The organism is Polaromonas sp. P1_F8 (genome assembly GCF_056405635.1).
The window spans coordinates 23,219-35,160 of the sequence record NZ_JBFUBS010000008.1; the positions used below are offsets into that span (position 1 = coordinate 23,219).

At 59.7% G+C, this 11,942-nt stretch carries 16 protein-coding genes; 10 read left to right on the plus strand and 6 right to left on the minus strand.

Annotated features, from left to right (window positions below):
• The first annotated feature begins 104 nt into the window (after nt 1-104).
• Nucleotides 105-1,358, plus strand: a complete 1,254-nt coding sequence (locus tag AC1D1J_RS20500) for a lipoprotein-releasing ABC transporter permease subunit (RefSeq protein ID WP_477695721.1) — start codon at nt 105-107, stop codon at nt 1,356-1,358.
• Entirely contained in the window at nt 1,351-2,085 is a 735-nt protein-coding gene (gene lolD, locus AC1D1J_RS20505; protein ID WP_477695722.1) for a lipoprotein-releasing ABC transporter ATP-binding protein LolD, read from the plus strand. The genes AC1D1J_RS20500 and lolD overlap by 8 nt, the downstream gene beginning before the upstream one ends.
• 306 nt (nt 2,086-2,391) lie before the next feature.
• Here lolD and AC1D1J_RS20510 read toward each other — a convergent pair whose 3' ends face one another.
• Nucleotides 2,392-2,982 (minus strand): hypothetical protein, encoded by a 591-nt coding sequence (locus AC1D1J_RS20510; RefSeq protein WP_477685943.1) that lies wholly within the window; start codon nt 2,980-2,982, stop codon nt 2,392-2,394.
• A 115-nt stretch (nt 2,983-3,097) separates the two neighbouring features.
• A complete protein-coding gene (locus AC1D1J_RS20515) occupies nt 3,098-3,811 on the minus strand; it encodes a hypothetical protein (protein ID WP_477685942.1) in 714 nt (237 codons plus the stop codon).
• Between the two features lie 266 nt (nt 3,812-4,077).
• On the opposite strand from AC1D1J_RS20515, the gene AC1D1J_RS20520 reads away from it, so the two are divergent.
• Genes AC1D1J_RS20520 through AC1D1J_RS20535 form a run of 4 tightly spaced genes read left to right on the plus strand, consistent with a single transcriptional unit; the run spans nt 4,078 to nt 7,007 of the window.
• Entirely contained in the window at nt 4,078-4,353 is a 276-nt protein-coding gene (locus tag AC1D1J_RS20520; protein WP_477685941.1) for a DnaJ domain-containing protein, read from the plus strand.
• Nucleotides 4,354-4,398: 45 nt separating this feature from the next.
• Nucleotides 4,399-4,980 carry a hypothetical protein gene (locus AC1D1J_RS20525; RefSeq protein ID WP_477695723.1) on the plus strand — a complete coding sequence of 194 codons (582 nt, stop codon included), beginning with the start codon at nt 4,399-4,401 and terminating at the stop codon, nt 4,978-4,980.
• 30 nt (nt 4,981-5,010) lie between these two features.
• Nucleotides 5,011-5,769 carry a hypothetical protein gene (locus AC1D1J_RS20530; protein ID WP_477695724.1) on the plus strand — a complete coding sequence of 253 codons (759 nt, stop codon included), beginning with the start codon at nt 5,011-5,013 and terminating at the stop codon, nt 5,767-5,769.
• Between the two features lie 14 nt (nt 5,770-5,783).
• Nucleotides 5,784-7,007, plus strand: a complete 1,224-nt coding sequence (locus tag AC1D1J_RS20535) for a hypothetical protein (protein ID WP_477695725.1) — start codon at nt 5,784-5,786, stop codon at nt 7,005-7,007.
• A 369-nt stretch (nt 7,008-7,376) separates the two neighbouring features.
• Here AC1D1J_RS20535 and AC1D1J_RS20540 read toward each other — a convergent pair whose 3' ends face one another.
• From AC1D1J_RS20540 to AC1D1J_RS20555, 4 genes are all read right to left on the minus strand, one after another.
• Complete coding sequence (locus tag AC1D1J_RS20540; protein ID WP_477695726.1) at nt 7,377-7,865, minus strand: nuclear transport factor 2 family protein; 489 nt, start codon at nt 7,863-7,865, stop codon at nt 7,377-7,379.
• Between the two features lie 76 nt (nt 7,866-7,941).
• Nucleotides 7,942-8,340 carry a hypothetical protein gene (locus AC1D1J_RS20545; RefSeq protein WP_477685936.1) on the minus strand — a complete coding sequence of 133 codons (399 nt, stop codon included), beginning with the start codon at nt 8,338-8,340 and terminating at the stop codon, nt 7,942-7,944.
• 102 nt (nt 8,341-8,442) lie between these two features.
• A complete protein-coding gene (locus AC1D1J_RS20550; protein WP_477695727.1) occupies nt 8,443-8,811 on the minus strand; it encodes a hypothetical protein in 369 nt (122 codons plus the stop codon).
• Nucleotides 8,812-8,929: 118 nt separating this feature from the next.
• Nucleotides 8,930-9,208: a hypothetical protein gene (locus tag AC1D1J_RS20555; protein WP_477695728.1), complete on the minus strand. Its 279-nt coding sequence runs from the start codon at nt 9,206-9,208 to the stop codon at nt 8,930-8,932.
• Nucleotides 9,209-9,557: 349 nt separating this feature from the next.
• On the opposite strand from AC1D1J_RS20555, the gene AC1D1J_RS20560 reads away from it, so the two are divergent.
• The 4 genes from AC1D1J_RS20560 to AC1D1J_RS20575 all read left to right on the plus strand — a co-directional run bounded on the left by AC1D1J_RS20560 (nt 9,558) and on the right by AC1D1J_RS20575 (nt 11,906).
• Nucleotides 9,558-10,049 (plus strand): VOC family protein, encoded by a 492-nt coding sequence (locus tag AC1D1J_RS20560; protein WP_477685933.1) that lies wholly within the window; start codon nt 9,558-9,560, stop codon nt 10,047-10,049.
• A gap of 308 nt (nt 10,050-10,357) precedes the next feature.
• Nucleotides 10,358-10,573, plus strand: coding sequence for a glycine zipper 2TM domain-containing protein (locus AC1D1J_RS20565; RefSeq protein ID WP_477685932.1), 216 nt, complete (start codon nt 10,358-10,360; stop codon nt 10,571-10,573).
• 83 nt (nt 10,574-10,656) lie between these two features.
• Nucleotides 10,657-11,508: an alpha/beta fold hydrolase gene (locus AC1D1J_RS20570; RefSeq protein ID WP_477695729.1), complete on the plus strand. Its 852-nt coding sequence runs from the start codon at nt 10,657-10,659 to the stop codon at nt 11,506-11,508.
• A 41-nt stretch (nt 11,509-11,549) separates the two neighbouring features.
• Complete coding sequence (locus AC1D1J_RS20575) at nt 11,550-11,906, plus strand: nuclear transport factor 2 family protein (RefSeq protein ID WP_477695730.1); 357 nt, start codon at nt 11,550-11,552, stop codon at nt 11,904-11,906.
• The last annotated feature ends 36 nt before the right edge of the window (nt 11,907-11,942 follow it).

The window sequence follows — 11,942 nt, forward strand, 5'->3', positions numbered from 1 at the left end:
CCGGGATGCCACAATTGGCCTTCAAATTTGGCGCTTAAATCGCACCGTATAAGAATCCGTTCGAGCTGGCCACCCGTGGCCCGCAACGACTACCCAGGTTGAGTATGCAAATTCCTTATGAGCTGATAGTGGGCTGGCGCTACACCCGCGCCGGCCGTGCCACCCGGCGCAACGGCTTTATCTCTTTTATTTCAGGCGTGTCCATGCTGGGCATCGCGCTCGGTGTGGCCGCGCTCATCATCGTGCTCAGCGTGATGAACGGCTTCCAGAAGGAAGTGCGTGACCGCATGCTGGGCGTGATCTCCCACATCGAGGTGTTCGCCCCCAACGGCGCTGCCCTGCTGAACCCGCAAAAAACACTGGCTGAAATCAAGGCCAACCCGCAAGTCACCGGCGCCGCCACCTTCATCGCCGCGCAAGCCCTGCTGGCACGCGGTGAAGACATGAAGGGCACGATCGTGCGCGGCATAGACCCGGCGCTGGAAGGCCAGGTCACCGACCTCGCCGTGACGTCTGGCCCCACGCTGGCCAAGCTGGTGCCCGGCAGTTTCGGTGTGGTGCTGGGCGGCGAGCTGGCTCGCGCCATGGGCGTGCGCGAGGGCGACAGCGTCACGCTGATCGCGCCCAGCGGCCAGGTCACCCCGGCGGGCGTGGTGCCGCGCCTCAAACAAATGACAGTGGTCGGCACTTTTGACTCCGGCCATTTTGAATACGACTCGGCCCTGGTCATGATGCACCAGGACGACGCGGCGCGGATATTTCGTCTCGAAGGCCCCACCGGCATCCGCATCAAGCTCAAAGACCTGCATCAGGCGCGCGAAGTGGCATTTGAGCTGTCACGAAGCCTGAGCGGCGACTTGCTGATTCGCGACTGGACGCGCCAGAACAAAACCTGGTTTGCCGCCGTGCAACTTGAAAAACGCATGATGTTCATCATCCTCACACTCATCGTGGCGGTGGCGGCTTTCAACCTCGTCAGCACGCTGGTCATGACGGTGACCGACAAGCGCGCCGACATCGCCATCCTGCGCACCCTGGGCGCCAGCCCCAAAAGCATCATGAAAATCTTCATGGTGCAGGGCGCGCTGGTCGGCGTGATCGGCACGCTCTCGGGCCTGCTGCTGGGCCTGGGCATCGCCTTCAACATCGACGTCATCGTGCCGGCCATTGAACGCGCGCTCAACGCCAGCTTTTTGCCCAAAGACATTTACCTCATTAGCCGCATGCCGAGTGAACCGCAATACGCCGACATCATGCCGATCGTCGTTATCTCCCTGGTGCTGTCTTTCCTGGCCACCATCTACCCCAGCTGGCGCGCCAGCCGCGTGAACCCGGCGGAGGCCCTGCGTTATGAGTGAGCTCAAGAACGATATGACCGCAACGCTGCAAAGCGCCAACGCAAACGGCGAAGTAGTGCTCAAGGCCAGCGGCCTCACCAAACGCTTCCACGAAGGCCTCATAGACCTGACCGTGCTGCACGGTGTAGACCTGCAAGTGCACGCCGGTGAAACCCTGGCCATCGTCGGTGCGTCAGGTTCCGGCAAAAGCACATTGCTCCACCTGATGGGTGGCCTCGACGCCCCCACCAGCGGCCAGGTCGAGCTGAAAGGCAAAACCCTCTCAGCCCTGTCCCCCCAACAACAAGGCGACCTGCGTAACAAGCACCTGGGCTTCGTCTACCAGTTCCACCACTTGCTGCCCGAATTCAGTGCACTGGACAACGTCGCGATGCCGCTGTGGATACGCCGCGAGTCCCCGGCCGAATGTGCACGCATCGCCACCAAGATGCTGGCGGCTGTGGGCCTGCAAGATCGTATCCACCACCGCCCTGCAGAACTCTCGGGCGGTGAACGCCAGCGCGTCGCGATTGCGCGTGCACTCGTTACGCAGCCCGCGTGCGTACTGGCCGATGAGCCAACCGGTAACCTGGATCGCAGCACGGCAGACGGCGTGTTTGAACTCATGCTGCAACTCGCACGCGATTTCGGCACCGCCTTTGTGCTGGTCACGCATGATGAAACGCTGGCGTCACGGTGCAGGCGACGGTTTAGGTTGGTGTCGGGGCGGTTGTCGGAGTGGGGTTGATCGGCTGAGCCGAGATGTTGGATAAAAACAGGTGGGGTTAAAGTGACCGAGGCCCGCTCAACGTGGCCGCGCAGCGACCGGATACCGTTGGCCGTCCGCGTTGATCGACACGACAGGTTAGGGTGACCGTTTTTAATAGACGCTCCCTTTCGTATCACATTCAAGAAGTGCTACGCGTTCCTTTTTGCGCGCTTCGTAAATGAGGCGTAGCCGCCGACTTATGCCGGCACATTCCCTTCATCTGGCCTTCCAATTTAGTGGCTGACTGAAACGGGCCGCTGTAGGCGGGTTCGCTTGAAGAAAAGATCAGGCGCGCGTATTGGATACCTCATCGCAGGCATCCTTGAACTCTGGCACGATAAGCAGTTCGTCGATGACCACTTGAATATTTGCGTCGGTCTTGGCGTGGCTAAGTAGTGGGCCGGCCGCGTAGAGCAACGCCTCATGGCGGAAACCGGGCATGGCGTTCTTTAATCCTGCCAGGATTTGTTCGCGTTCAATGCCGTGTGCGGCAAAGCGGCAAAGTATTTCGATTGCGTTACCTTGTGTCCAATCATATTCACCAAAAGCAACCCTTCGAAGTACAGGTAGCGATGCCGGCCCGAGGCAGAACAAGACCTCGAATATCGAGAACTGCCGCGCGGCAATCCATTGGCCCAGGCCCGGAAACTTGTTCGCAATTTCCTCGGGAGGGCTGGATTCAGTGTGAAACTCCGCAGCGAGAAGTTCAATCGCGCCTGCTCCGACCACTTTCGCCGTTTCGTGTGCTCGGCGTGAGAACTCTGGCGGATCTCCGATTGCCTCAGCAATCCGACGAATCTCGATCGAGATCATCGATTGCTTTTGCTGCCTCGGCTGCGCAAAGCGGCCAATTAGTTGACGGAGACGAACGGACATGAATTTGAGTGCCTGACGTAATGCATCCCGCAAGGGCCGCGGTAAAACAATTCTAGGGCGGGCAGTATGGTCTCGGCCGCTAGCGCGTCGCGATCACTCGCCTCTCCCAAAGCGCTCATTTTTTCGGTGAAATAATCTTTCGGTCAATGATTTTCCAGTTGCCCTTGGCATCCACTTTCACGGTAGCCCTGACATCGGTTGAGGGACAGCAATTCCCATCATTCGGTCCATACGCCTTGCCCTCGACAGTCAGGGAGTCTGCTGTGGTTCCCACGAGGCGTTCAACATATCGGACCGGAATCTCATGCTTGATGGAAGGCGATGATCGGAGGGGGTCGACAAAAAACCTGTTTCCTGCGCCAATGTTCACCGTGGAAATGGCCGGATTGACGGAGCCCGTACCGCCCTCGCATCCGATATCTCCCGACCAAACGACAAGGTATCGGGCATCATCGCGTGCATCCGCTTTGTAGGGGACCAGGGCCGCAATGTTTTTTGCACTGATCTTTGGGTGCCCGCATGAAATGGCGTCGGCATAGGCTGTGGCTACCTTCACAACGCCCCGCGTAATTTCCTGAGCACTCAGGATGGGTTGTGCCGACGCTTCGCCGATACCGGTCCCAGTCAGAACAAGCAGAGCCAAAAGCTTCGCCGCGCACCTACCAATGCTTGCCAATCTCATACTCATACGCTCTCCCGCGATGTGTTTGAACTGCCGGCCATTGTAGGTTTGCTGAGGTGCAATGCCGAAGCCCTCGGCGGGCACACACAGCGTGGCATCCGGCGCAAAGCGCGCGATTTCGGCACGACTTTTGTGTTGGTCACCCACGATGACGCTGGCCGTGCGTTCGGGCGGCGGTTCACGCTGGTGCCGGGGCGGCTGCCGGCCTGGGAGTGAGGCGAAGTACCTGTTGCGGCCTGACCTGCGGGCGCCAGAACGGAACAAGGCCATTTACGGCCGCCAGCCCGCACGGCGCTAGACAGGCATAATCCTTGATCCCTCCGCCGCGCGCGTAGGCGTATCGCCTCACTTCGTGAGTCTTTCAACATGCCGTGCAGCTCCCTGCCTGCGGTCCAGGACACAGCCACCTTCGCATGACTGATCACTACACCGCCCTCGGGCTGGACAGCGCGGCAACGCTGGCCGATGTCAAAAAAGCCTTTCGCCTGAAGGCCTCCTTCTGGCACCCGGACAAAAATGCCAGCCCTGATGCACCCGAGCGCTTCAGGGCGGTGCAGCAGGCCTATGAGGTGCTGTCGGACGCCGACAAGCGCCAGGCCTATGACGACAACCGCCGCCGCAACCTGCTTGACAGCCCGATAGACACGGCGCGTGCCATCTGGACCGACTATTTCAACCCGTTACTGTGACCCTTGCTGACCGAAAGAAAAACACCCCATGAAAAACCCGTCAGCATGAGCGTCTCCCCCTATTTCCTTGACCTGCGCTCGGCCTACCAGTCCGAGATGGATGACCTGCGATTCGACTCCGAGGGGCGTGACGTGTTGCACCAGCGCCTGTCTGGCAAACGCCAGGAGATGGCCTTTCTGGTGCAGATGATGGACACCAGCCCCGAGATGGTGGCGGTGGTGTTTCACCAGGGTTTTGATTTCACGGAAAAAGCCGTGATGGAACACCTGCTCACCCACGATGTCGATACCGATGCCTTTCCGGCCTGGAGCAGCCTGGCGGATGGCTTTGTGCTGGCGCCCTGGGCCCAGGACCTGGCGCACATCGTTCTGCAGGTGCCCGGTGGGGAGAAATTCCTGACGCTGACGGCGGGGCTGGAATACATGGCCGGGCTGCCGGTGGCCGCATCCATTGCGAGCGCCGAAGCAGATGGTGACGGCGACGACGAAGACAGTGATGAGAACGGTGATGGCGTTGTGGTGATGTTTGAGGGCGATGACGATCGTGAGCAAAGCGCCGATGCCCGGGCACGCCACGAGGCAGGTTCCGACTGGCTGGTCCAGCAGGGCTTTGACGCCAAAGACTGACGCAAGCATGAACTGGAAGGTGAAACCCCAATGACGAACCATCTCGCCCTGATCGAAAAAACCCAAAGCCTGATCGCGGCCGGCGACATCGTCGGCGCCGAGGCTGCGCTGGTCGGCCTGGCCGACGAAGAAGGTGACGCAGCGCTGATGGTGGTGCTGGAGCAGTTGCCGCCCAAGGACGTCCTGGCCGTCATTCGCGAATACGACAACTCCCGGGAGTCGGTGGTCGGCCTGCTGGTCACGCCCGCGCAGTTTGCCCGCGCCGTGGTGATTGAAAAGCTCTACAAGGACCTGACCCGCACGCATCTGCGCGGCATGGTCAATGCGGTGATCTTCCGGGAGGACGCGGACCCGTTGGAATTTCTCAGCGCGATCGGCGACCTGGAGGGTGGCAGCGAAGCCCTCGCCGATTATTTTTCGGACCAGTGGAGCCGTGTCGAGGGCTTTGCGCGCAGCGGCAGCTTTGAGGCGGCCGACGAGTACGGCAAGATGCTGTCGCAGTCCGCCCTGCTGGCCTCGGCCTACGAAAGGCCGCGTGTCCAGCAAGAGGAGGTCGCCGACAACGACTGGATGCAGCTCGCCTGGCTGCTGCGCTACGAACTGCCGGACCTCTTCATTGAAATGCTGATGGTGCTGCGCGCCAAGGGCAGTGCGCACAAGGCGGCCTCTGATGAGGATGAAGAGAACGAGGACGATGTGCAGGACGACGGTAAGGTCGAGACCGGTGACACCGATCGCGGCAAGGCCACACCGACTGCGCGCGAGTCCGACGAGGAATCGGCGATCTGAACTTGCGCACCCCCATGTCTTCGCCTTCCACCATCTCGCTCTACGATGCGCGCCCTTTTTTTGAGAAGGCGCTGCAGTACGGCGTGCAGCACGGCATCATCAATGCCGAAAAAATCGAAGCCATGCGGGTCGAAGGCCCCAAGGGCATGGTGCAGATCGCGCGTTATTTCGGCAATGAGTTCTTGCGCCCGGACCTGGAAAAGGCCCGCGATCGTATGGTGAACCTGGTCAGCCTGTACCTCGAACATTCCTTCCAGGGCGATCTCCGGCAGGCGGCCGAATCACTGCGCGATTTCTCGCTGCTGTCGCGTTCCAAGGGCGGCTCGGACATGCTCAAGACCCTGATCGCCATGCCGCAAAACAGCCACTTCGGCATGAATGAACGCGGCGGCTTCACCGACGAGCACATTCCGCTGCTGGCCAAATGGTCGCTGCGCAACCTGGCCGACTACCAGGCCGAACTTGCCAGGCGCAGACAGGTGGCGCAGGTGGTGGATGCTGCCGTCTGGTTAGCTGGCGAGCTGGGCATGGACGCCGCCGAACTCGAAGAAGCGGGCAAGGACGCCGAAGCGGTGATTCGCACCGCCTTGCTGGTGCTGGCGACGGGTCGCACCGAGATGCCCGACTGGGTCGCGTTCGAGAAAATGATCGCCGCCTTGCGCAAAAAACACGGGGCCGTTCCGCCTGCGATTGCGGCTGCGCTGCCGCTCGCCGTTCCCAAAAAGCTTCCTGCCCACCTGCGGGATGTGGTGGAGGCGGTGCGGCAGTCCGTGATGGCCGACGCGCCAAAAATACTCGATCCAGCCTTGCCGCCGCGCCAGCTGTTTGATCGCAGCCCGGTCTTCATGGGCCGCTACTTCTGGGTGGAAGACGGCCTGAACGAGGTCGATCACCATGACCGCCAGGCATCCGCCGTGTGGAGCAAGGTGACCGGCGGCAATGCAGACGATGGTTCGCTGCTAACCCTTTTCCTGTGCGTGGCCGCCGGCTCTGCGCCCAAGACCCTGCTGACCGAGAAAAGCGCCGCAACCCTGCTGCGCAAGATCCGCAAATCTGGCTTCGATCCCACGCTGGCCCACCAGTACATCGCGGACCACGCGCCGGTGCAGCACCAGGACGCCTACGCCAGCTTGTGGGATGACTTTTTGGAAGAGGCGCAGGCCACGCTGCAAAGCGATGCCGTTCAGGCGTTTGACGACGCGCTGGCGTTGCTGCGGCGGGAATGCCACGTGCAATAGGCGGTTTGTGCCTGCGATGGCGGCCCGTAGTACACGACCGCTACTCTCTGCCTCGAATCGCGACCCAGAACATCAAACCGGCGAGTGCAAGCAGGAGTCCGCGTATACCCCAGGGGCCAAGAAAATAGTAGGCTGCTTGAAATAGCGGCTCGAGCAGATTGCCGCAACCGGTTGCGCAGAGAGTTGGCTTGGCGAAGCTTAGCAAGGCAACGCTGAGGAGAAAAACTCCGAGCAATGCAGCGATGAGTCTCGAATTCATTGAACCGAGATCCGATGTTTGGGTTGGGTACTCACATCCGAACAGCGACCAAGACGGCGTAGCTGGCCTGGCATCCGTTTGATGGGGCGGTTGGGTTGCTGCGACAAGGCCTACGGCTTTACGGCCGGATCCCAGTGCTCAGCAATCTTGCCGGCCTCAATACGGAACATGTCAAACCACGTCGTCGTGTACTTCTTCAACGGATCCTTGGGATCCGTCTGCTCGCGCACAAAACTAAGGATGACCAGGTTTCCTTCCGCCGTAATGGCCACGAGTGGAGCTGCGACCTTGGTTTCTATCGGCTTCGGCTTCTTGAACTTGCCGAAGAACTCGACAAACGCTGCGCGACCAGTAGGAACATTCGGGTTGTGCTGGATGTAGTTTTCAGCCAGGTACTTCTCTGCCAACTCGAGCTGGCCAGCCTCGAAGACCTCGCGCCAGAAGTCATAGACAAGGCGCTTGTTTTCCAAAAGTTTTGGATCTGCGCTTTGCAGAAGGGTGGAGTGATCCGACGCCGGCGTAACAGCAACTTGTGCGAAGGCTGCACTGGCAGCAACAGCGCCAAGAAAAAGGGCAACGATGGTGTTTCTCGTACTCATGAATTACCTCGGTTGTGATGTGAGACGCCTAACATTTGGCATGAGCGGCGGCTGGAGACGCGCCAAGCTCGCGTAACTATCGAAGCTTGGGATCCGGAAATGGCAACTGATCTTGCGAGCTGCTCGGCTGGGCCACCCATTTATTGCCGCGGCGGTAAAAATCTGCCTGGGTTGCAGAACTCCCAGCCCCAATTTTCAATGACACCGTGCAGGCCACCTGACCTGGGTGTTTGGCGTCAACGGCCGGGATGCAGGTGCCGAGCTTGAGTTCGGCGGTTTTGTATTCCTGCATCTCCATCATTTCAAGGAATGCCTGCGTAGCCTCTTTTGTATCCGGTAATACGAGTGCAGTGGCACTGGCAGCGGCGGATGTGGTGGCGGGCACTGTGGGTGGGATGACCGCGGTGGGTGGAGACGATGTTTCGCTGCAGGCAGAGCAAAGAAGCAATGTTGACAAGATGACTGTGTAGCGCATGAAGAAATTCTCTGTTGTTGTGTCTGGCGTGAAGATGACCGGACCATAACACCTCTCGGCGAAGGCGCGTTCTGCTGTTGCGGGCTCGTGTCGATTGACATGTTAAGCAGCATTGCTGGCCATTGCCTCCAGGCAGCTTGCGTGGATGGTAGCAACGTCACCTGCGTGCCGCTTACGTATGGATTTGGAAAGGCGCGCGGGTAGTTCTCCTCTATCTGCGACCACCGACAACGCCACAAGAAGCTCTTCCAGGCCTGCGGCCTTGGAAACATTGGTGGCATCGACCGGCCAGAACAAGCCGAGCAGCCGCTTTTCGGGATAGTAAAGGGCGCTGACGTCTTTGCCCTTGCCCTGATACAGGACGATTTGCTGAACCGCAACCAACCATGCACGCGGGAATAACGGGATGATCGATTCAACGTCGCGGCGAGAGAGGCCGTGTGTGGCACCGTTTTGGACAGTTACCTTCATTGGCGCGGCTTGAAGTTGGAGATGACCGGCTGATAGAACGTCCGCGTCGATCGACCTGTTAGACCGTGGTATCCCGGCCGCAGCGAGGTCAGTCGAAATTGAGCGGTAGCCGCCGCGCTCAAGGAGCCAAGTACGCACGTGCCTTTTCCCTCGCCTGGTTTAGTACCTGCGGACTCACGCCTCCAGTCTCCAGGAGTTCTCCCAGCGGGACATACGCGACTTCCTCGAGCGTGGTCATTCCGGCACGAAGGAGCAACACGGCCACTGATTCGGGCACGCCAAGCACGGTCACAAACAAATAGACTGGGTCTTGATCGTCGTCCATGGGTGCTCCTGCGGTATAGCCTGGCCGCTGAAATCCAGCCAGGTAGTTGTTATCAAAAGACTTCTCGTTCATTTTCGGTTTCGTTCAGCTCGATGAAAAGGGACCCAAACCCCGCACCGATTCTAGGGAGACAGTGTGACCACCGCCTCGGCATGGATCAATGCGGCATAAACCTGCGGGCGCGGGGCGTCGATATGGAGGGAGATTCGGGTTGAACTCATCGAGCAGATTAATGCCAGGCACACATAAGAGCAAGCCCGGCACTCCTGGTGGGCACTCGGCGCTTATGTGGACATCGATGCACCCTTACAACGGCATCAGCCGCATCCGACAAACCGGAACCCCATGATGGGTACGATAGGAATTCTTTGCATCCTGGCGGGCGCCGGGTGCCCATGCTCAACTCTTCAGGAGACAAGAAATGACCAGCAAGAAAGTCAGCAAGAACACCATTTGCCTGTGGTACGACGGTGATGCCCTCGATGCAGCGAACTTCTATGCCAAAACATTCCCCGACAGCACTGTCGGCAGGATCTTTTATGCACCGAGCGACTATCCTGACGGCAAACAGGGAGATGCCCTGACGGTTGAGTTCACTGTTGCGGGTATCCCCTGCATTGGCCTGAACGGCGGGCCGCTGTTTAAGCACAGCGAGGCCTTCTCTTTTCAGATCGCAACCGATGACCAGGCAGAAACCGACCGCTTGTGGAACGCAGTCGTCGGCAACGGTGGGCAGGAAAGCGAATGCGGCTGGTGCAAGGACAAATGGGGCCTGTCATGGCAGATCACCCCGCGCGCGCTCACTGACGGCATAGCCGACCCCGACCCCAAAGTGGCCAAGCGCGTGTTCGACGCGATGATGACCATGAAAAAGATTGACGTCGCCGCGATAGAGGCGGCGCGCCGGGGCTGAGGCGCTTGGTGGGATGACGCGTTTGTGTTCCGCTGCACGTACGCTCCTGTTCAGGCTTGAGAAGTGGTCCGGGCGGGACTTGCATGCGAAATTTCCTCCGGAGGTACCGGGCGTAGTACGTACCGATATCGGGAGTTCGTCCTACACCACAGAACCCGCAGCCTCCTAGCATGAAGACACCAGCAATGAAAAGCCACCCCGGCGTGCAGCCGGTAACCGTGTGCGATTCATTCACGTGAAGAGGCTCTGGCGGCGTGATCAAGCGGCATTTGCTCTTCACTTTCATTAACGTTCTCAAGGAGACTGAAATGATTGGAATCAAACAAACTGCACTTTGCGCGGTGATATTTGCAGGTTTGGCGGGCTGTAGCGGCATGACGACTCAGGAGAAAAACACCGCCATCGGCGCCGGTGTAGGCGGTGTGGCCGGCGCGGCTCTGACCGGCGGCAGTGCCTTGGGGACCGTAGGCGGCGCCGCAGTCGGCGGTGTGATCGGGCACGAGGTCAGCAAACCGAAGAGGTAAACCGGTCCTCGTTCACAGAACGACTCGCACGCGCGTGAGTGTCCTTGTTGGCGCTCCATGCGCGTGCATTCGTACATTGCCGTATGCGCGTCGACACCGTAGAGCATGAAGGCCTGAGCCTGGGCTTGCTGGTGGCAGGTAATTCCGCCAGGCCCGCGATTGTGCTACTGCACGGCTGGCCTCACTGCAAGGAAGTCTATGCACCGGTGGTCGATGCGCTTGCCACCGAACATTTTGTTCTGGCCTTTGACTTGCCGGCGATAGGAGATTCGCGCGGCGCACCGCCTTCTGCCGAAAAAACCATCCTGGCAGATATCGTCGTCAGTGCAGCAGAACGCGCCGGCGCGCGCTCAATGGTGGTGGCTGGCCTTGATGTCGGCGGGATGATCGCCTATGCAGCCGCACGCGACCACGGGCACCGCATCGCGGGGGCTGTGGTCATGAATACCGTCATCCCCGGCATAGATCCCTGGGAAAAGGTGCTGTCGGATCCTCGCATCTGGCACTTTGCATTTCATGCGCTGCCGGAGCTGCCGGAGCTGCTGGTTTCAGGCCACCAGCGTACCTACTTTGATTTTTTCACGGACTTCCTGGCGGGCAACAAGGAGGCCGTGACTGAAGCACATCGCGCCGCGTTTGCGCGCGCCTATGAGCGTCCCGAGGCGCTCAAGGCCGGCTTCGACTGGTACCGCACCCTGCAGGCCGATGCCCAGCACAACAGCAGGCACAAAAACATCGAAACACCGATGCTCTACCTCCGCGGCGACGCCGACGGGCGTTCGCCGGACGACTACCTTCCCGCCTTGAAGGCCGCCGGCGTCAAGCACATCAAAGGCCAGGTGCTGCGCGGCAGCGGCGAATTCGCGCCGCTGGAGGTCCCTGAAGCCTTCACGCAGGCACTGACTTCGTTCGCGAAGGAATGCCAGAAGCATTGAACGGGTAGAACTGCGGCAAGTCTCAAAGAAGGGATTTTTTGATGTCAGAGAAACACAAAGAGATTCTGAGGAAGGCCAACGCGGCTATCGCCGAAGGCGATATTGAAGGATTCCTGAAGTTCTGCACGGAAGATTCGGAATGGGTTTTTGTGGGCGACAGGACGATCAAAGGGAAAGAAGCCGTTCGCCAGTGGATGACAACTGCGTACCAGGAGGCACCGAAGTTTGAAGTCCATCACATGATCGCGGAGCACGACTTTGTCGCCGCGCTCGGTGAAATCACCTTGAAGGACGAAGAGGGAAAGGCGGTGCGCCATGCCTACTGTGATGTCTGGCGCTTTCGGGATGGCAAGATGGCCGGGCTGCGGGCCTTTGTTGTCGAGGCTGGGTCGACCTGATGATCACTTTTGCGTCGTAATCGCTGCTGCCGCAGG

Excerpts from the sequence above, each read along its gene's own strand:
- AC1D1J_RS20500 (WP_477695721.1), top strand. The coding sequence starts at position 105 with ATGCAAATTCCTTATGAGCTGATAGTGGGCTGGCGCTACACCCGCGCC.
- lolD (WP_477695722.1), top strand. The coding sequence starts at position 1,351 with ATGAGTGAGCTCAAGAACGATATGACCGCAACGCTGCAAAGCGCCAAC.
- AC1D1J_RS20510 (WP_477685943.1), bottom strand. The coding sequence starts at position 2,982 with ATGTCCGTTCGTCTCCGTCAACTAATTGGCCGCTTTGCGCAGCCGAGG.
- AC1D1J_RS20520 (WP_477685941.1), top strand. The coding sequence starts at position 4,078 with ATGACTGATCACTACACCGCCCTCGGGCTGGACAGCGCGGCAACGCTG.
- AC1D1J_RS20525 (WP_477695723.1), top strand. The coding sequence starts at position 4,399 with ATGAGCGTCTCCCCCTATTTCCTTGACCTGCGCTCGGCCTACCAGTCC.
- AC1D1J_RS20530 (WP_477695724.1), top strand. The coding sequence starts at position 5,011 with ATGACGAACCATCTCGCCCTGATCGAAAAAACCCAAAGCCTGATCGCG.
- AC1D1J_RS20535 (WP_477695725.1), top strand. The coding sequence starts at position 5,784 with ATGTCTTCGCCTTCCACCATCTCGCTCTACGATGCGCGCCCTTTTTTT.
- AC1D1J_RS20540 (WP_477695726.1), bottom strand. The coding sequence starts at position 7,865 with ATGAGTACGAGAAACACCATCGTTGCCCTTTTTCTTGGCGCTGTTGCT.
- AC1D1J_RS20545 (WP_477685936.1), bottom strand. The coding sequence starts at position 8,340 with ATGCGCTACACAGTCATCTTGTCAACATTGCTTCTTTGCTCTGCCTGC.
- AC1D1J_RS20550 (WP_477695727.1), bottom strand. The coding sequence starts at position 8,811 with ATGAAGGTAACTGTCCAAAACGGTGCCACACACGGCCTCTCTCGCCGC.
- AC1D1J_RS20555 (WP_477695728.1), bottom strand. The coding sequence starts at position 9,208 with ATGAACGAGAAGTCTTTTGATAACAACTACCTGGCTGGATTTCAGCGG.
- AC1D1J_RS20560 (WP_477685933.1), top strand. The coding sequence starts at position 9,558 with ATGACCAGCAAGAAAGTCAGCAAGAACACCATTTGCCTGTGGTACGAC.
- AC1D1J_RS20565 (WP_477685932.1), top strand. The coding sequence starts at position 10,358 with ATGATTGGAATCAAACAAACTGCACTTTGCGCGGTGATATTTGCAGGT.
- AC1D1J_RS20570 (WP_477695729.1), top strand. The coding sequence starts at position 10,657 with ATGCGCGTCGACACCGTAGAGCATGAAGGCCTGAGCCTGGGCTTGCTG.
- AC1D1J_RS20575 (WP_477695730.1), top strand. The coding sequence starts at position 11,550 with ATGTCAGAGAAACACAAAGAGATTCTGAGGAAGGCCAACGCGGCTATC.